The organism is Variovorax sp. AC103, assembly GCF_979254005.1.
Map to the genome: position 1 here is coordinate 79,736 of NZ_CEEDFC010000021.1, position 17,449 is coordinate 97,184.

A 17,449-nucleotide genomic window follows, 5' to 3' on the forward strand; every position below is an offset into this window, starting at 1 on the left:
CATGAAGACTCACGGTATAAACCCGGCGATGAATCGCCAGCTTACCCCCCGCCGCCTTGCACTTGCTGCTTCCGTTCTTTCCGCGTTGTGGCTCGCCGGCTGCGGCAGCACCGGCCCGGGGGCCGTTCCCGGCCAGCTGAGCAGTGCGTCCGCGCCGGGCGCAGCCGCCTCCGGCCGCGTGCCGCGCGCTTCGAGCGCCGCCACCGCGCGCGAGTACCGCCGCGATGCGGCGCGCCACATCTACGACATCAACCGCTCGCGCATCTACGGCGGCCAGTTGCCACCCATTCTTTATGCGGTCGGCACGTTGCAGGTGAACCTGGACGCGGGCGGCAAGGTGGTGTCGATGCACTGGCTGCGCGCGCCGCAGCATGCGCCCGAGGTCATTGCCGAAATCGAGCGCGCCGTGCTGCAGGCCGCGCCCTTCCCCGCCGCCACCCGCCTCGGCGCGGTCACGTGGACCGACACCTGGCTGTGGGACAAGAGCGGACGCTTCCAGCTCGACACCCTGACCGAAGGGCAGCAGCAAGGCGACTGACCTCAGGAGCCCCGGTAGGTGGAGTAGCTCCACGGGCTCACCAGCAAGGGCACGTGGTAGTGCTGGTCGGTGTGCGCCACGCCGAAGTCCAGCGACACCTTGCTCAGGAAGTTCGGCTCCGGCAGCGTCACGTTGCGGGCCTTGAAGTAGCTCGCCACGTCGAACACCAGGCGGTAGGTGCCGGCCTTCAGCGAGTGGTTGTCGTACAGCGGCCCGTCGCTGCGGCCGTCCGCATTCAGCGTGAAGCGCTTCACCAGCGTCGCGGCGTCGCCGTCGGTGGTGTACAGCGCCACCTCCATGCCCGCGGCGGGGCCGCCGTGCATCGTGTCCAGTACGTGGGTGCTCAGGCCCATGAGGCGCTCCTTGAAAGTACGAAAGTCGGTTCGGTGGATGCGGGATATTCCGGTGGACAAAAGTGTATACAGTTCCCGCCTTTGGGTCTATCATGAAAAACATGGAGTCCTCCACCACACGTTCGATCGTCGACGCGCTGACCAAGGCCATCGTCGAGCACCGGCTTCAGCCCGGCACCAAGCTGGCCGAGCAGAAGCTGGCCGACCACTTCGGTGTGTCGCGCACGCTGGTGCGCCAAGCCCTGTTCCAGCTGTCGCAGAACAAGCTCATCCGCCTGGAGCCCGCGCGCGGCGCCTTCGTGGCGGCGCCCGCGGTCGACGAGGCCAAGCAGGTGTTCAAGGTGCGCCGCATGCTCGAGGCCGAGATGACACGCGAGTTCGTGCGCACCGTCACGCCCGCCAAGATCAAGGCGCTGAAGGAACACGTGGCGCTCGAAAAATCCGCCGTGTCGGGCGAGGACATCTCGGGCCGCACCGAGCTGCTCGGCGACTTTCACGTGCGCATGGCCGAGCTCATGGGCAACACGGTGCTGGCGCAGATTTTGGGCGAGCTCATTTCGCGCTGCGCCCTCATCACGCTGATGTACCAGAGCACCAGCGCGGCCGAGCACTCCAACGACGAGCACGCCGACATCGTGAAGGCGCTGGCCGCCCGCGACGAAGAGCGCGCGGTGCGCCTCATGACCGAACACCTGGAACACGTCGAGGCCAACCTCACGTTCGACCGCAAGGTTCCCACCAACGACATCTCGCTCGCGCTGGCCTGACCCGCAACGACCCCATGACTGCCTACGACACCACCCTGCCCTACCCCCGCGACCTCGTCGGCTACGGCCGCAACCCGCCCCATGCGCAGTGGCCGGGCGGCGCGCGCATTGCGGTGCAGTTCGTGCTGAACTACGAGGAAGGCGGCGAAAACGCCACGCTGCATGGCGACGCGGGCTCCGAGCAGTTTCTCTCCGAGATGTTCAACCCGGCCAGCTACCCCGACCGGCACATCAGCATGGAAGGCATCTACGAGTACGGCTCGCGCGCCGGCGTTTGGCGCATCCTGCGCGAGTTCGAAAAGCGCGGCCTGCCGCTCACCGTGTTCGGCGTGGGCATGGCGCTGCAGCGCTACCCCGAGCTGACCGCCGCGTTCAAGGAGCTGGGCCACGAGATCGCCTGCCACGGCTGGCGCTGGATCCACTACCAGAACCTGGACGAAGCCACCGAGCGCGAACACATGCGCCTGGGCATGGAAGCCATCGAGCAGCTCACCGGCGAGCGCGCCCTGGGCTGGTACACCGGGCGCGACAGCCCGCGCACCCGGCGCCTCGTGGCCGACTACGGCGGCTTCGAATACGACAGCGACTACTACGGCGACGACCTGCCCTTCTGGATGAAGGTGCGCAAGACCGACGGCACGGTGGTGCCGCAGCTCATCGTGCCCTACACGCTCGACGTGAACGACATGCGCTTCGCGCTGCCGCAGGGCTACTCGCACGCCGACCCGTTCTTCCAGTACATGAAGGACACCTTCGACGCGCTCTACGCCGAAGGCGATGCGAACGGTGACGACAGCCCGAAGATGATGAGCATCGGCATGCACTGCCGCCTGCTCGGACGGCCCGGGCGCATCACCGCGCTGCAGCGCTTTCTCGATCACATCGCGCAGCACGACCGTGTGTGGGTCTGCCGGCGCCTGGACATCGCGCGCCACTGGAAGCAGGCGCACCCCTTCGACGCCGGAGCCGCATCATGAGCCTGACCCCTCTCACCATTGCCCAACTCAACGCCGCCGTGCCCGCCGCGGCCGTCGCGCTGCTCGACGGCATCTACGAGCATTCGCCGTGGATCGCCCAGCGCGCGCTGGCCGCGCGGCCCTTCCGCTCGCTCGTGCACCTCAAGCATGCGATGGTGCAGGCACTGGCGGCGGCGTCCACCGACGAGCAGATCGGCCTGATCCGCGCCCACCCCGAGCTCGCCGGCAAGGCCATGGTCAGCAAGACGCTGACGGCCGAGTCGACCAACGAACAAAGCAAGGCCGGCCTGACCGACTGCACGCCCGAGGAGTTCGCGCAGATCCAGCAGCTCAACGCCGACTACAACGCGAAGTTCGGTTTTCCGTTCATCCTGGCGGTGCGCGGCCCGCGCGGCACGGGCCTGGCCAAGCGCGAGATCATCGACACCTTCGCGCGGCGGCTGCATCACCACCCGGCCTTCGAGCTGGGCGAGGCGCTGCGCAACATCCATCGCATTGCCGAGATTCGCCTGGACGACAAGTTCGGCGCCGACCTCACGCTGGGCAACGACGTGTGGGACTGGCAGGAACAGCTCTCGGTGCACACCGACCCGGGCTATGCCGAGAAGGGCCAGCTCACCGTCACGTACCTGACGGACGCGCACCGCGCCTGCGCCGCGCAGATCAGCGCGCTGATGCGCGAGTGCGGCTTCGACTCGGTGCACATCGACGCGGTCGGCAACGTGGTCGGCCGCTACGAGGCCACGCAGCCGGGCGCGCGCACGCTGCTCACCGGCTCGCACTACGACACCGTGCGCAACGGCGGCAAGTACGACGGGCGCCTGGGCATCTTCGTGCCGATGGCCTGCGTGCGCGAACTCGCGCGCCAGGGCCGGCGCCTGCCCTTCGCCTTCGAGGTGGTGGGCTTCGCAGAAGAAGAAGGCCAGCGCTACAAGGCCACCTTCCTGGGCTCGGGCGCGCTCATCGGCCACTTCGACGCGCGCTGGCTCGATCAGAAGGACGCCGACGGCGTCACCATGCGCGAGGCCATGCAGCATGCGGGCCTGAAGGAAGAAGACATTCCGAAGATCCAGCGCGACCCGTCGCGCTACCTCGGCTTCGTCGAGGTGCACATCGAGCAGGGCCCGGTGCTCACCGAGCTCGACCTGCCGCTGGGCATCGTCACCTCCATCAACGGCAGCGTGCGCTACGTGGGCGAGGTCATCGGCATGGCCAGCCACGCCGGCACCACGCCCATGGACCGCCGCCGCGACGCGGCCGCCGCCGTGGCCGAACTCATTCTGTACACCGAGCAGCGCGCAGCCAAGGACGGCGACTCGGTCGGCACCGTCGGCATGCTCGAAGTGCCCAGCGGCTCCATCAACGTGGTGCCGGGCCGCTGCAAATTCAGCCTGGACCTGCGCGCGCCCAACAACGCGCAGCGCGACGCGCTGGCCACCGACGTGGTCAACGCGCTGAAGGACATCTGCGAGCGCCGCGGCGTGCGCCACGAACTCGAGGAGACCATGCGCGCCGCCGCCGCGCCGAGCGCGCCCGCCTGGCAGCAGCGCTGGGAAAAGGCCGTCGACGCGCTGGGCATCCCGCTGTTCCGCATGCCCAGCGGCGCCGGCCACGACGCCATGAAGCTGCACGAAGTGATGCCCCAGGCCATGCTGTTCGTGCGCGGCATCAACTCGGGCATCAGCCACAACCCGCTCGAATCGAGCACCAACGACGACATCCAATTGGCGGTGCAGGCCTTCCAGCTCCTGCTCGACAACCTCGCCGCCGAACACGCCCACTGAACGATTGACCGACAGAAGAACAACCATGACCGACTACACCAAGCTCGACGCCTGGATCGACGCCCACTTCGACGAGGAAGTGCAATTTCTGCAGCAGCTGGTGCGCGTGCCCACCGACACCCCGCCCGGCAACAACGCACCGCATGCCGAGCGCACCGCCGAGCTGCTGAAAGACTTCGGCCTCGACGCCGAGAAGCACGCCGTGCCCGCGCAGGACGTGAAGGACTACGGCCTGGAGTCGATCACCAACCTGATCGTGCGCCGCAAGTACGGCAGCGGCGGCATCACCGTGGCGCTCAACGCCCACGGCGACGTGGTGCCCCCGGGCGAAGGCTGGACGCACGACCCCTACGGCGGCGAAATCGCCGACGGCAGCCTGTACGGCCGCGCCACCGCGGTGAGCAAGAGCGACTTCGCGAGCTTCACCTTCGCGTTGCGCGCCCTCGAGGCCGTGGCCAAGCCGACCAAGGGAAGTGTCGAGCTGCACTTCACGTACGACGAAGAGTTCGGCGGCATCCTGGGCCCGGGCTGGCTGCTGAAGAACGGGCTGACCAGGCCCGACCTGATGATCGCGGCCGGCTTCAGCTACGAAGTGGTCACCGCGCACAACGGCTGCCTGCAGATGGAGGTGACGGTGCACGGCAAGATGGCGCATGCCGCCATTCCCACCACCGGCATCGACGCGCTGCAGGGCGCGGTGAAGATCCTGAATGCGCTCTACGCGCAAAACACGCTCTACCAGCAGGTGACGTCGAAGGTCGAGGGCATCACGCACCCGTACCTGAACGTGGGCCGCATCGAAGGCGGCACCAACACCAACGTGGTTCCGGGCAAGGTGGTGTTCAAGCTGGACCGCCGCATGATCCCGGAAGAAAACCCGGTCGAGGTCGAAGCGAACATCCGCCAGGTGATTGCCGATGCCGCGGCCGAAAGCGCGGGCATCACGGTGGACATCAAGCGCCTGCTGCTGGCCAACTCGATGAAGCCGCTGGCCGGCAACAAGCCGCTGGTCGACGCCATTCAAAAGCACGGCCAGGACGTGTTCGGCGAGACCATCAAGGCCATGGGCACGCCGCTGTACACCGACGTGCGCCTGTACGGCGAAGCCGGCATTCCGGGCGTGATCTACGGTGCCGGCCCGCGCACCGTGCTCGAGTCGCACGCCAAGCGCAGCGACGAACGCGTGGTGCTCGAAGACCTGCGCCGTGCGACCCAGGTGATTGCGCGCACGCTGAGCGACCTGCTGGCCTGATCGCCGCGCTTGGCCTGGGCCTGACCTGCGTACAGGTCGGCGCCAGGCTCAGGCCGCGTCTGCGCTGGCTCCGGCGGACACCAGCGGCGCCCGCGCGGCGTCCCAGGCCATCACATCGACCAGCGGGGCCGGGCGCGCCAGGTGGTAGCCCTGCACCAGCTTGCAGCCCAGGGCGCGCAGGGCATCGAGCTCGTCCTGCGTTTCCACACCCTCGGCCACGACCTGGATGTTCAGCGACCGGCCCAGCTGCACGATGGCATCGACCAGCACCACGTTGCCCGGCGACGACGACAGCCCCAGGATGAAGCTGCGGTCGATCTTGACCTGGCGCACGTACTCGCTGCGCAGCGACGCCAGCGACGAATAGCCCACGCCGAAGTCGTCCACCACGATGGCCACGCCCGCGGCCGACAGCGCGCTGAGCCGGCTGCGCGTGGCGTGCGTGTCGAGCGCCACTTCCTCGGTGATCTCGATCTGCAGCCGGCGCGGCGCGATGCCGCGCGACTTCAGCAAGCCCAGCACGATGTCGTCCACCGCCAGCTGCGCCATTTCGCGCGGCGACACGTTGATGGCAATCGGCACGCCGGCCAGGCTGGAGCCCCCGGCCTCCAGTTGGCGCATGCCGCGGCAGACCTCGTCCACCAGGTGGCGCAGCAGCGGCTCGGCCAGGCCGGTGTTGGCGGCCGCGAAGATGACTTCCTCGGGCGCGATCTGTCCATGGCGCGGGTGATGCCAGCGCATCAGCGCTTCCAGGCTGTGCACTTCGCGGACGTCGCTGCTCATGATCGGCTGGTACCACACGCCGATGGCGCGCGCCTCGATGGCGTGCAGCAGGTCGCGCTCGACGTCCCGCCGCGTGGCCAGCCGCTGGTTGAGCGCCGTGTCGAACACCTGGAAGCGGTTGCGCCCGGTGCGCTTGGCTTCGTACAGCGCCTCGTCGGCAAAACTGATCATGTCGGCGATGTCGGCATCGTCCGTCACCGCAATGCCGATGCTCACGCCCAGGTGGCCGCCGTAGTGCGCCGTGGCGAAAGAAATCGAGCGAATGAGCGCCTGGGCGATGGCCGTGGGCGTCTCCCGCTCCACCTTCAGCGTGTAGAGCACCGCGAACTCGTCGCCGCCCCAACGCCCGAGGATGGCCTCCATGTCGGCGGTTTCTCGCCGCAGCCAGCCGGCCACGTCCTGAAGCACGCGGTCGCCGGCCTTGTGGCCGAAGGCATCGTTCACCGCCTTGAAGCCGTCCAGGTCGAGCAGCAGCAGGCCGTGCTGGCGGCCGTCCGGCGCGGCGATGTGCAGCGTGGCGGCCTCGGTGAAACCTTCGCGGTTGAGCAGCCCGGTGAGCGTGTCATGCGAGGCGCGGAAGGCCAACTGCTGCGTGGCGTCGAGCGACAGCGCATGCACCTGGCGCAATTGCGCGGCCAGGACGGTCGCTTCGTTCCTCAGGCGGCTGCCTTCGCGGAACGCCTTCTCGCTCTGCAGCGCGCCGCGCGCCAGCGCAGCGAGGTACAGCATCACCATGGCGGCCAGGGCCAGGTTGTCGAAGCCGCCCGCATAGGCCAGGCAACCCACCACCGACAACAGCGCGGGCGTGATGAAGCTGATGGGCACGAGCGCGTAGGCGCTGCCGTAGGTGACCGCGCCCGCGCTGATGCCGCACACCACGGTCAGATAGAACACGGCCTGCGGCGACGAGTAGCCGCTGCACAGCAGCGGAATGAGCGCCCAGACGAGGCCCGACACCGCGGCCATGACCGCCGCCAGCCGCAGGTGCCACTCGACCGGGCGGCCGGTTGCCGAGACCGCGACGCCGTTTTCGACCACCACGCCCGGCGAGGGCGCGAAAGCCCAGCGGCAGATGTAGCTGCGCACGCCGTTTGCCACGAGCGCCAGCAGCAGCCAGCTCAACCCCTCGAAGGCGCGGTTCGAGTTGAGGGCCACCAGCGTCGCGGTGAAGCTGAGCACCACGTTGATCGGAATGGCCGACAGCACGCTGCGGCGCACCGCCACGAGTTGATCGGTGCGCACCATGCGGGACAGCACGCCGCCGTCGACGGAAGCAGGAAGAGAAGGAGTGGGCGCGCTGGAATTCATGGAGGAGCCACAGTTTATAGAGCGCGCACCGGCCCACGGCTCGTTTCGGGCCTTTGGCGACCAAATATAGAAGGCCCCGGCAGCTGACTTTCGTTTCGCTTTCATCGGGGCGTCACGACGCAAATCCAGACTCGGCGGCTTCGCTGGACGCGTGCATTTCACGCACGTGTCATCGTTTTCAAACGCCATGTCTCATCTTTCAAGCGCTCTTTCCCTCCCTGCCGCCCTGCCGTTTCGCCGCACGCTCTTTTCCACCCTGGCCGTCGGTACGCTGCTGCTGGCCGGCTGCGGCGGTGGCAGCTCCAACGGCGCCGCCTTCATCCCCTTGACGCCAGCCACGCCCACCGCCGCGGCACCCGCCGCGCCCGCACCGCCGGTCGACCCCACCCCTGCGACCCCACCCGGCCGCTGGACCGTGGGCGACCTGCACGTCCACACCATGCAGTCGGACGACACGCAGCAGATCTCCACGCTCGACCAGGTGCTGGCCAAGGCCTTCGACCAGTTCGGCCTCGACTGGATCGCGCTGTCCGACCACCTGCGAACCTCCAAGTACGACAACGACGGCGTGCTGCTGCCCGCGCCGATTCCGTTTTCGCAGGGCATGGCCACCTACCAGGTGCCGCGCATCAAGGCGCTGCAGGCCGGGGGCAAGTACGCCGACAAGACGATCTTCACGTCCTTCGAGTGGGACATGCCCGCGCACGACCACGGCAACGTGGGCATCCTGACCGACGCGCCCATGTCGGCGGCCGCGCTGAAGGCGGCCAGCCAGTTCGAGTACCTGTTCACCAACCGCGACCCCGCCCTGTTCCCGGCCGGCGACGTCACCGCCTGGGGCCCGAAGGCCGGCACCACCTACACCACCCACGCCGAGACGCTCGCGGCCATCGCCTGGCTCAAGGCGAACTACCCCGAGAGCAGCTACCTGCAGATCAACCACCCCTCGCGCAACCCGGGCAAATACACGGCCGCGCAGCTGCGCGAAATGAACGACCTGGCGCCGAACATCGTGTTCTCGCTCGAAGGCATGGTCGGCAACCAGATGGAGCCCGACCGCGGCGGCTACGTCAGCCCCTACATCCCCGCCAACCTGCCCTCGCGCACCTACGGCGGCGTCGACTACCTGGTGGCCAGGCTGGGCGGCACCTGGGACGCGCTGCTGTCCGAAGGCCGCCATATCTGGAACGTGGCCGATTCCGACTACCACTTCACCACATCCCTCGGCGTGAACAGCAGCGGCTACGCGCCCGGCGAGTACGCCAGGAACCACCTGTGGGGCGACATCAAGGAGCCGAAGTCGCTGCTCGCGGCCATGCGCTCGGGCAAGCTCTTCGCGGTGAACGGCGGCCTGATCGACGCGCTCGACTTCAAGGTGCAAAGCGCCAAGGGCGCGGGCGAGATGGGGTCGGCCGTGGCGGCCAAGGCGGGCGAAGACCTGAAGATCACCATCCGCTTCAAGAGCCCCGAGCGCAACAACTTCGAGTACCAGCTCGGCAGCGGCGTGTATGCCAACGTGAAGCCGGTGGTCGACCACATCGACCTGATCGCGGGCGACGTCACCGGCCTGGAGGCGCCGGGCACGCCGGGCTACGCGCGCGACACCAATCCGTCGACCCGGGTGGTCAAGCGCTTCACGCGCAGCGACTGGAAGCTGGACGCCGACGGCTACTTCGCGCTCAGCTACACGGTGAAGGCCGGCGGCAACCAGTACTTCCGCCTGCGGGGCACCAACCTGGGCACCGACGTGCCCAACGAAACCGCCGCCGGCGAACCGCTGCCCGACGCGCAGACCACCGGCACCGACAACGTGGCGCGCTTCAATGCCATCAATGCGCGCAACTACGCCGACCTGTGGTTCTATTCGAATCCGGTGTTCGTGAAGGTCGCGGCGCTGTAGATCTCGACGCACGCGCTCATTCGCCGGTTGGCGGCGACTTCGCCGGTGAAGCAACGGCCGATGCGAGCATCCCGTGCTTCAGTTTCCATATGCAGGCGGCCAGGCGCAGCAACTTCTCGACCTCGGCGTCGTGGAGGTCGCTCCGCGGGTCCGCCTCGCCGATCATGGCGGCGATGCAGTCGAGCGCGTCGGCCGGCGTGAAGCCCAGGCCCGCGCGCGCCATGTCGATCGTTGTCGCCAGTATTTCTGTCCGGTTCATCTTGCACATCTGGTTGAAAACAAAGGCCCGTCCCGCAGGGCAACCCGTCGACTAGACCATGGCTGGCCCCGCATCCGCAAGCCTGAACAGGCTCACCGACTGCACCAGGCTGGCGGCCTGCTCCTGCATCGACCGGGCGGCATTGGCCGCTTCTTCCACCAGCGCCGCGTTCTGCTGCGTCACCTGATCCATCTGGCCGATGGCGTGGCTGATCTGCTCGATGCCCGTGGTCTGCTCGTGGCTGGCGGCCGAGATCTCGCCCATGATGTCCGTCACGCGCCGCACACTGCCCACGATCTCCTGCATCGTCCGGCCGGCTTCGCCGACCAGCTCGCTGCCCTCGCCCACCTTCTGCACGGACTCGTCGATCAGGCCCTTGATCTCCTTGGCCGCCGCCGCCGAGCGCTGCGCCAGGTTGCGCACCTCGGCCGCCACCACCGCGAAGCCCCGGCCCTGGTCGCCCGCCCGCGCCGCCTCGACCGCCGCGTTCAGCGCCAGGATGTTCGTCTGGAACGCAATGCCGTCGATCACGCCGATGATGTTCGCCACCTTGCGCGACGACGCATGGATCGAGTCCATGGTCTGCACCACCTGGCCGACCACCGAGCCGCCCCTGACGGCCACCTCGGACGCCAGCACCGCCAGCTGATTGGCCTGGCGCGCGTTGTCGGCATTCTGTTTGACCGTGCCGGTGAGTTCTTCCATCGCCGCGGCCGTCTGTTCCAGCGAACTGGCCTGCTCTTCCGTGCGCGACGACAGGTCCTGGTTGCCCGCCGCGATCTGGCTGGACGCCATGGCGATCGTGTCCGTGCTGCTTCGCACACCGCCCACCACGTGGGACAAGCTCTCGTTCATGGTCTTGAGCGCGCGCATCAGCTGGCCGGTCTGGTCGTCGCTGCGCACGTCGATGCGCGAAGTCAGGTCGCCCGCGGCCACCGTCTGGGCGACCCGCACTGCCTCGCCAACCGGGCGCGTGATCGAGCGGGTCAACAGCACCGCGATCACACCCGCCAGCACCGAGGCCAATGCGCCGATGCCCAGCATCAGCACCGTGGCGCCACGGGCGATGTCGGCCGCCTCGGCGGTGAACTGTTCCATGCCTTGCACCTGGGTCCGGGAGAACGCCTCGATGGCCGACAGGTAGGCTGTTTGCGGCGCGAGCATCTCCTTGACCAGGTAGTCGCGTCCCTCGTCGATCCGGCCCGCCTGGATATGCGCGACCAGGCGCGCTTCATGCGTGCGGAAATTGCTGCGTGCCTCCAGCAGCGCACGCAGTGCTTCCTTGCCGGCTTCGGTGTGAATGACGAGCTTCAGGCGCTCGGTGGCCGCGGCGATCTGCGGCGCGGATTCCTCGATCTTGGCGAGCTCCCCTTTCACCGCCTCCGGATCCCGCGCGATCAGCGCCGTGCGCAAGGCCCGGGCCTGCCTGTTCACCTCGTTCTCGATGGTCTGGGCCAGCGCCACCTTGGCATAGCGGTCGTGCGCAATCACCTCGGTGTTGTGGTCCACCGCACGAATGCGGCTGATGCCGACCGCGACCATGGCCATCAGCAGCACGATGACGGCTGCGAACCCTGCCCCCATGCGGGTGCCGATCCTGAAATCCTTGAACTGTTTCATTGCGTTCTCCATGAGAAAGAAAGGCGGGCTGAAAAGCGGGGGTTCGAACGGCGTGGCGCTTCAAGGCTTTCTGGGATATCGACAGGGAGAAGCAATTGTTTAGTACAAAAGAATGAAATTTTTCAAGCTGTCCGGTCGGATAGAGTCCGGAGTTCATTTGCCCGGCAAGGCGCAGCGCGAGCCGGACGCTGCCCGCCACGGGCGACGGCAGGAAGTCATGAGAACAAGTTCGTCCGAGGGATTGCGCCCATGAAGCGCGATGTTCGCCTTGCCAGGTTTCTGCTGCTGGCTGTCCTGACCGCGGTGCTGTCGGCCACCGTGTGGCAGGTGTGGGAAACGCGCAAGCGCACGCTGAGCGAGATCGACACCAACAACCTCAACCTGGCGCAGGCATTGAACATCTATGCCGAGGGCATCTTTGCCCAGAGCGCCATGCTGCTGCTGGGCGTGGTCGAACGGCTGGAAACCGAGGGCCGCGGGCCCGAGAACCTGCGGCGCATGCAATTGCTGGTCGGCCGCCAGGAGCAGTTGCTGGACCAGCTGAGCGGCCTGTCCATCCTCGACGCCCAAGGGGACTGGGTGATGCAATCCAGGGTGGGCCTGCTGACGGGAACCGACAGCCTCGAGCGTGCCTACTTCACCCACCACCGCAGCAACCCGTCGCGCGACATCTTCATCGGCTCGCCGATCCGCAGCCGCGCCACCGGTGAATGGGTGATCACGGTCAGCCGGCGCCTGGAGGACGGCGACGGCAAGTTCACCGGCGTGGTCGTCGTGACGCTGGGCATCGAGAACTTCCTGCGCCCGTTCGGAGCGATCGACCTCGGCAGCAGCGGCGCCATCAGCCTGGCCACCACCGGCGGGCAGTTGCTGGTGCGCTACCCCTACCGCGAGCAGGACATGGGCCGCGACTTCTCCAGGTCGCCCAACTTCCTGCGCCACTTCATCGACACCGGCACGGCGGGCACGGCGTCCTTTCGCTCCGAGCTGGACGGCACGCAGCGGCTCTATGCTTTTCGCAAGAGCGACCGCTACCCGGTGGTGACCACGGTGGCGCTCGGCAGGGACGAGGCGCTGCTGGCCTGGCGGCACCAGGCACTGCTGACGCTGGCCGTGGTGGGTGCCTTGCTGGCGGCCGTGGCGGCGGTTGGCCGGCGGCTGATCATCAACATCCAGCGACGCGTCAGTGCGGAAGCTTCCTTGATGTCCACCCGCGAGGCCCTTCTGAAGGCCAACCGCCGGCTGGAAGTGCTGGCGACCCGGGACGAGCTCACCGGCCTGGCCAACCGCCGCAGTTTCGACGAGGCGCTGAGCGTCGAGGCCCGACGGGCGGCAAGGGAAGGGACCGCCCTGTCGCTTCTGCTCTTCGATCTGGACTACTTCAAGCGCTTCAACGACACGTACGGCCATGTGGCCGGCGACCGGTGCCTGACGGCTGTCTCCGAGGCGCTTCAGCATCGCGCCAGGCGCCCCGGCGACCTGGTGGCGCGGTACGGCGGCGAGGAACTGGCGATCATCTTGCCCAACACCGACCTGCAGGGCGCACGCAACGTCGCCGACCTGCTGATCGAGCGCATCCATGCGCTGAACATCCCGCATCGCGCCAGCCCGCACGGACGCGTCACCTCCAGCGTCGGTGCCGCGACGCTGCAGGGCGCGCAGGCGCACGGATGGGAACTGCAGCTGATCGAGGCCGCCGATCGCGCGCTCTACAGGGCCAAGGAAAGCGGGCGCAATCGCTCGATGGTCTGAGCCGTCTCAGCGGCCCGGCGCCCGCTGCGCCGCATGCCCGCCGTCGTGGAGATCGGGAAAAGTCGGGCGCTTGCCATCAAAGGGCGTGGCGTTGCAGGCGAATGGTGAAAACACAGCCCGTGCCCGGCACATCTCGAACCGTCAACGTGCCAAGGTCGGCCTCGACGCTTTGGCGCGCGATGGAGAGCCCCAGGCCCAGACCGGATTTGTCATGGCTGTGCTGATTGAAGGGGGCGAACATCGTAGCGGCGCTTCCCGACGGCAGTCCGCCACAGCGATCTTCGACTTCGATCATCACGTGCTCGTCTAGCACGTAGGCCTTCAAGGCGACCGCCGTGCGAGGGTGAGTGAACTTGAACGCGTTTTGCAGAAGATTCGCCAAGGCGGCGAGCAGCAGCTCGCGATTTCCACGCACGCCCAGCAAGGCGTCGACCGGGGCCACCTCGAAGGGACAGCCCGCGGCGCTCGCCACGAGCTGGGCCGCGGTTTCAGCGTCCTTGATGAGTGAGGCGACGGAAAATGTCTGCCGCTGTTCGGCCGTGCCGCTGCGCACCTCGGCGAGCGCTCGGCTGATCAGGGTGCCCATTGCCGACAGGCTGCGTTTCAGCACGGCTCCGGTGGCCCCTCCCACCGGCATGCTGCCGAGCTCGAGGGCGTGGATGGCAAGCGTGGCCGTCCCCAGGGAATTGCGCAGCTCGTGAACGAGGAAGCCGAGGCGCGCGTTGGCGTCGAAGTCCTGCTGGCGCGCAATTTTTGCGTCGCGCTGGTAGCTGAACTCGGTGACGGCATCGGCAATGGCGTTGTCCAGGCATCGGTTCAGCGTGCGGAACTCGCCGACAGCGAAGGGGGCGTGCGCTCGAAGGCCATGTCCGTGATGGCCTGGCAAAGGTCGCCGTAGTCGTGGACGACCTGGTCGACGGTGTATTCCAGCGTGAGCAGTTCCTTGCCATGGGCGGTGGCCGTCACGCCCATTTCCGACAAGGCCTGCGAATCTCCGCCCGAGGGCCCCGAGATCCTGATGCTTTCCGCCGGCTTGTCGTCTTCTTCCGCGGCGAATGTTCTGATCAGCTGGTCGAGAAACAACGGGATGCCGTTGGCCAGCTGTTGTTCGGTTGCGGCGCGTCGAGGCCTGAGCGCAACCTTTGCCTTGCACCGTGAAATCAGCTCATCCCGGTTGTGGGTCAAAAAATTGCGCATGCTCGAACCTCGATGGCTTTCGCCGTTTCATCCAGTGAACACCGCCGCCTGTACTCCAGTAGTGCATTGCGCCATCGTCACCCGTGCAGGCAGGCCCCGTCTGTACGGCAACGGACAGACCAGGCACTGATTTGCCCGCGCATCTCGCACGGTCCACACGGCCAAGTGACACGCGGCAGTTCGCGCAGGCTTTGCTCAGTACTTGACCAGGTTCTGCAGAATCAGCGGGCCGCCCATGCCGAGCAGCGCTCCGCCTTCGGCGATCTTTCCCAACACCACGGCGGCAAAGCCGAGGTCGTCCACCAGCTTTGCGATGGCTCCCGAGGCGGCTTGCGAGTCGCCGGCAACGAACATGACTCGCCGGCCACCCTGGGCGGCCGGGTTCATCGCGAGCAGCTTGGCCGGCAGCTGATTGAAGGTCTTGACGACATCCGCGCCCGCAAACGCGGCTGCGACGACATGGCTGGATGCCTGGCCTTTCAGTTCCTCCGGCGAAATGCCATAGGTGTTCATGGCATCGACGACGACCTTGCCGGACCAGTCCGGCAATGCGGCCGCAACGCTGGCATGCGCGCGAAACGGCACCGCAAGAATGACGACCTCCGCTTTCAGCGCGTCCTCCAGCGCCACGGGTGTGACGTGGCTGCCCAGTTCGTTGGCAAGCTCTGCCAGCGAGTCGATGCCGCGGGTGTTCGCGATGCTCACGGCAATGCCGCTGCGGGCGAACTGGCGTGCGAGGGCCGTGCCGACATTGCGGCGCCGATGATGGAATAGGTCATGGTGATTTCCTTGTGATGGTTGAAGGTGTGCGTGTCACGCGGAGATGGCGCCGATGTCGTCCAGCGCGCGTTGCATGGCGGCGTCCCTGGCTTGCGCACTGATGGCAAGGCCCTCCGCGCGCACGACGGTGACGTCGGTCACGCCCAGGAAGCCGAGGAGGCCGATGAGGTAGCTTTCCTGGTGCTCGAGTGCAGCCCCGGGGCTGCCCGCCGAATACACCCCGCCGCGGGAGGACGCGATGAATGCCTTCTTGTTCTTGAGCAGGCCTTCCGGTCCGGTCGCGGTGTAGCGAAACGTCTTGCCCGCTACGGCGATGCGGTCGATCCAGGCCTTCAGGGGCGTGGGAACCGAGAGGTTGTACATGGGCGCACCCATCACCAGCACGTCGGCAGCGAAGAGCTCTTCCATGTAGGTGTTGCCCTTGAGCAGGTCGGCGTTCAGGGTGGCGTCGTCGCTCGCCATGCCTTGCCACGCAGCCATGTGCGTGCCGGACAGATGCAACGCAGGATCGGCGGCCAGGTCGCGGTACACCACGTGCGCCGTGGGGCGAAGCGCGCGATGGCGCTCCACGATGCGTGCTGAAAGAAGCCGGCTCGCCGAGGCGGGACCGAGAACGCTGGAGTCGAGATGAAGGATCTGCATGGGGTTCTCCTTGGGGGTGAATGAAATGGGAGGGATGCCGGCGCGAGACCGCGGTGAACCCACGCGCGCTGCCGCAGCGCGCAGAAGGTCAGAGATGGATGAGGGCACGATGTATCTTTCAAGGAGATGTTTGGATGGCGGGAATGATGCTTTTCCTACATCGATCTGAATAGACGATTTATTGAGATGCAAAGCATCTCCATTTGAGATACTCTGCGCGCCATGCTCGACGGCGTCTCACTCGACCAACTCAGAACCTTCATCGCAGCAGTCGACGAAGGCAGCTTTTCCGCAGCGGCAAGAAAGCTCAACCGCGTGCAGTCAGCGGTGAGCGGCTGGATCGCGTCGCTCGAAGACCAGGTAGGGGTGGTGCTCTTCGACCGGTCCGGGCGTTTCCCCAGGCTCACACCCGAGGGCGTGCTGCTGCTGGCCGACGCGCGCAATGTGGTCGCGGGCGTCGATACCCTGAAGGCCAGGGCAAGACTCATGTCCTCGGGGCTGGAAGCGGAACTGTCCGTGGTCGTGGATGTGTTCTTCCCCACCGCCGTCATCAGCGAAGCAATCAAGGCGTTCGCCGGCCGGTTTCCGTTCACGCCCCTGAGGCTTTTTGTCGAGGCGCTGGGCGCGGCCTACCAACCCATACTCGACGGGCGCTGCAACATGGGCGTCCTGGGTGCGCTCCCCATGGAGTTTCCCTCGTTGCTCAGGGAGCGCCTCTGCGACATCTCCCTGGTGATGGTGGCTGCGGCCGAGCATCCGCTCGCGAGCTTCGATCGCCGAATTCCCCGAAGCGAACTCGGCAAGCACGTGCAGCTGGTGCTCACGGACCGCTCCGAGCTGATGACGGGGCGCGACTACGGCGTGGTGTCGCCCACGACCTGGCGCCTGGGCGATCTGTCGACCAAATACGCATTCCTGAAGGACGGCATGGGCTACGGCAGCATGCCAAGGCACATGGTGGACAGAGACATCGCGCGAGGCTCGCTCGTCGTGCTCGATGTCGACGACATCCCGCCCGGCGGCTTTCCGCTGACGACTTCCGCCGTCTATCCCGCCGCCCAGCCGCCAGGCCCCGCTGGCAGATGGCTCATCGACCATCTGAAGCGGCAGTGTGCCGAGGTGTCTTCGGCACCGGCCAACCTCAAGCCGACGTATTGATGACGCTTCCGCTGGTGAGATTCGCCCCCCGTGACGGCAGTCCTGCGGAAACAGCCTGCACCTGCTTCATCGCTCCCTTGATCCCCTCGATCTGTGGGTCTACAGGCATCTGCAGCCGCATCATCTGCTCCTGGATCGTCTGGATTTGCATCTGCAGCGCCTGAAGCTGCTGCTGGATCATCCGGCGCGCATCGCGGTCCGTCGTGTTCTGCAGTTGATCCGTCAGCGAGCGCATCTGCTTTTGCAGCGACACAAGTTGCGTCTGGAGCTTGGCTATCGCCGAATCATTTCCGCCCTTTGAAGCTGCGGGCGTACTCACTTCGATCTTCATCGTTGTCCTGTTTCAATCGGTTTGACCAGGATCTATCGGCAAGGAAAG

General features: G+C 66.8%; 15 protein-coding genes and 1 pseudogene. 8 read left to right on the forward strand and 8 right to left on the reverse strand.

Annotation, left to right across the window (positions count from 1 at the left end):
• The first annotated feature begins 28 nt into the window (after positions 1-28).
• A complete protein-coding gene (locus tag AC0IYU_RS26045; protein WP_472122922.1) occupies positions 29-538 on the forward strand; it encodes a hypothetical protein in 510 nt (169 codons plus the stop codon).
• 2 nt (positions 539-540) lie between these two features.
• Here the strand turns inward: AC0IYU_RS26045 and uraH are convergent, their stop codons facing one another.
• Positions 541-891: a hydroxyisourate hydrolase gene (gene uraH / locus AC0IYU_RS26050; protein WP_472122924.1), complete on the reverse strand. Its 351-nt coding sequence runs from the start codon at positions 889-891 to the stop codon at positions 541-543.
• Positions 892-983: 92 nt separating this feature from the next.
• On the opposite strand from uraH, the gene AC0IYU_RS26055 reads away from it, so the two are divergent.
• The 4 genes from AC0IYU_RS26055 to AC0IYU_RS26070 are packed head-to-tail and all read left to right on the forward strand — an operon-like array spanning position 984 to position 5,671.
• On the forward strand, positions 984-1,658 hold the full coding sequence (locus AC0IYU_RS26055; RefSeq protein WP_435439488.1) for a GntR family transcriptional regulator: 675 nt from the start codon (positions 984-986) through the stop codon (positions 1,656-1,658).
• Between the two features lie 14 nt (positions 1,659-1,672).
• Positions 1,673-2,635 (forward strand): allantoinase PuuE, encoded by a 963-nt coding sequence (gene puuE, locus AC0IYU_RS26060; RefSeq protein ID WP_472122927.1) that lies wholly within the window; start codon positions 1,673-1,675, stop codon positions 2,633-2,635.
• Positions 2,632-4,419 carry a 2-oxo-4-hydroxy-4-carboxy-5-ureidoimidazoline decarboxylase gene (gene uraD, locus AC0IYU_RS26065; RefSeq protein ID WP_472122930.1) on the forward strand — a complete coding sequence of 596 codons (1,788 nt, stop codon included), beginning with the start codon at positions 2,632-2,634 and terminating at the stop codon, positions 4,417-4,419. The genes puuE and uraD overlap by 4 nt, the downstream gene beginning before the upstream one ends.
• Before the next feature lie 25 nt (positions 4,420-4,444).
• Positions 4,445-5,671: a M20 family metallopeptidase gene (locus AC0IYU_RS26070; protein ID WP_472122933.1), complete on the forward strand. Its 1,227-nt coding sequence runs from the start codon at positions 4,445-4,447 to the stop codon at positions 5,669-5,671.
• A 48-nt stretch (positions 5,672-5,719) separates the two neighbouring features.
• Here AC0IYU_RS26070 and AC0IYU_RS26075 read toward each other — a convergent pair whose 3' ends face one another.
• Positions 5,720-7,762, reverse strand: a complete 2,043-nt coding sequence (locus tag AC0IYU_RS26075; RefSeq protein WP_472122936.1) for a putative bifunctional diguanylate cyclase/phosphodiesterase — start codon at positions 7,760-7,762, stop codon at positions 5,720-5,722.
• Positions 7,763-7,949: 187 nt separating this feature from the next.
• On the opposite strand from AC0IYU_RS26075, the gene AC0IYU_RS26080 reads away from it, so the two are divergent.
• Positions 7,950-9,662 carry a CehA/McbA family metallohydrolase domain-containing protein gene (locus tag AC0IYU_RS26080; protein WP_472122939.1) on the forward strand — a complete coding sequence of 571 codons (1,713 nt, stop codon included), beginning with the start codon at positions 7,950-7,952 and terminating at the stop codon, positions 9,660-9,662.
• 16 nt (positions 9,663-9,678) lie between these two features.
• Here AC0IYU_RS26080 and AC0IYU_RS26085 read toward each other — a convergent pair whose 3' ends face one another.
• Both AC0IYU_RS26085 and AC0IYU_RS26090 read right to left on the reverse strand, forming a co-directional pair.
• A complete protein-coding gene (locus AC0IYU_RS26085; RefSeq protein WP_472122942.1) occupies positions 9,679-9,930 on the reverse strand; it encodes a hypothetical protein in 252 nt (83 codons plus the stop codon).
• 42 nt (positions 9,931-9,972) lie between these two features.
• Positions 9,973-11,541, reverse strand: a complete 1,569-nt coding sequence (locus tag AC0IYU_RS26090) for a methyl-accepting chemotaxis protein (protein WP_472122945.1) — start codon at positions 11,539-11,541, stop codon at positions 9,973-9,975.
• 249 nt (positions 11,542-11,790) lie between these two features.
• Here AC0IYU_RS26090 and AC0IYU_RS26095 point away from each other — a divergent pair, with 249 nt between their 5' ends.
• Positions 11,791-13,293 (forward strand): sensor domain-containing diguanylate cyclase, encoded by a 1,503-nt coding sequence (locus AC0IYU_RS26095; RefSeq protein WP_472122948.1) that lies wholly within the window; start codon positions 11,791-11,793, stop codon positions 13,291-13,293.
• A 76-nt stretch (positions 13,294-13,369) separates the two neighbouring features.
• On the opposite strand, the pseudogene AC0IYU_RS26100 reads toward AC0IYU_RS26095, so the two are convergent.
• The 3 genes and pseudogenes from AC0IYU_RS26100 to AC0IYU_RS26110 form a co-directional block, all read right to left on the reverse strand.
• Positions 13,370-14,490 (reverse strand): annotated as a pseudogene (locus tag AC0IYU_RS26100) (sensor histidine kinase).
• 195 nt (positions 14,491-14,685) lie between these two features.
• Positions 14,686-15,195 (reverse strand): NADPH-dependent F420 reductase, encoded by a 510-nt coding sequence (locus AC0IYU_RS26105; protein ID WP_472122951.1) that lies wholly within the window; start codon positions 15,193-15,195, stop codon positions 14,686-14,688.
• Positions 15,196-15,303: 108 nt separating this feature from the next.
• Complete coding sequence (locus AC0IYU_RS26110; RefSeq protein WP_472122953.1) at positions 15,304-15,912, reverse strand: FMN-dependent NADH-azoreductase; 609 nt, start codon at positions 15,910-15,912, stop codon at positions 15,304-15,306.
• A gap of 222 nt (positions 15,913-16,134) precedes the next feature.
• Here AC0IYU_RS26110 and AC0IYU_RS26115 point away from each other — a divergent pair, with 222 nt between their 5' ends.
• Positions 16,135-17,070, forward strand: a complete 936-nt coding sequence (locus AC0IYU_RS26115) for a LysR family transcriptional regulator (protein ID WP_472122956.1) — start codon at positions 16,135-16,137, stop codon at positions 17,068-17,070.
• On the opposite strand, the gene AC0IYU_RS26120 is transcribed toward AC0IYU_RS26115, so the two are convergent.
• Entirely contained in the window at positions 17,054-17,401 is a 348-nt protein-coding gene (locus tag AC0IYU_RS26120) for a FlxA-like family protein (RefSeq protein WP_472122958.1), read from the reverse strand. The two genes, AC0IYU_RS26115 and AC0IYU_RS26120, sit on opposite strands and share 17 nt — an antisense overlap.
• Between the last annotated feature and the right edge of the window lie 48 nt (positions 17,402-17,449).

Excerpts from the sequence above, each read along its gene's own strand:
- AC0IYU_RS26045 (WP_472122922.1), top strand. The coding sequence starts at position 29 with ATGAATCGCCAGCTTACCCCCCGCCGCCTTGCACTTGCTGCTTCCGTT.
- uraH (WP_472122924.1), bottom strand. The coding sequence starts at position 891 with ATGGGCCTGAGCACCCACGTACTGGACACGATGCACGGCGGCCCCGCC.
- AC0IYU_RS26055 (WP_435439488.1), top strand. The coding sequence starts at position 984 with ATGAAAAACATGGAGTCCTCCACCACACGTTCGATCGTCGACGCGCTG.
- puuE (WP_472122927.1), top strand. The coding sequence starts at position 1,673 with ATGACTGCCTACGACACCACCCTGCCCTACCCCCGCGACCTCGTCGGC.
- uraD (WP_472122930.1), top strand. The coding sequence starts at position 2,632 with ATGAGCCTGACCCCTCTCACCATTGCCCAACTCAACGCCGCCGTGCCC.
- AC0IYU_RS26070 (WP_472122933.1), top strand. The coding sequence starts at position 4,445 with ATGACCGACTACACCAAGCTCGACGCCTGGATCGACGCCCACTTCGAC.
- AC0IYU_RS26075 (WP_472122936.1), bottom strand. The coding sequence starts at position 7,762 with ATGAATTCCAGCGCGCCCACTCCTTCTCTTCCTGCTTCCGTCGACGGC.
- AC0IYU_RS26080 (WP_472122939.1), top strand. The coding sequence starts at position 7,950 with ATGTCTCATCTTTCAAGCGCTCTTTCCCTCCCTGCCGCCCTGCCGTTT.
- AC0IYU_RS26085 (WP_472122942.1), bottom strand. The coding sequence starts at position 9,930 with ATGTGCAAGATGAACCGGACAGAAATACTGGCGACAACGATCGACATG.
- AC0IYU_RS26090 (WP_472122945.1), bottom strand. The coding sequence starts at position 11,541 with ATGAAACAGTTCAAGGATTTCAGGATCGGCACCCGCATGGGGGCAGGG.
- AC0IYU_RS26095 (WP_472122948.1), top strand. The coding sequence starts at position 11,791 with ATGAAGCGCGATGTTCGCCTTGCCAGGTTTCTGCTGCTGGCTGTCCTG.
- AC0IYU_RS26110 (WP_472122953.1), bottom strand. The coding sequence starts at position 15,912 with ATGCAGATCCTTCATCTCGACTCCAGCGTTCTCGGTCCCGCCTCGGCG.
- AC0IYU_RS26115 (WP_472122956.1), top strand. The coding sequence starts at position 16,135 with ATGCTCGACGGCGTCTCACTCGACCAACTCAGAACCTTCATCGCAGCA.
- AC0IYU_RS26120 (WP_472122958.1), bottom strand. The coding sequence starts at position 17,401 with ATGAAGATCGAAGTGAGTACGCCCGCAGCTTCAAAGGGCGGAAATGAT.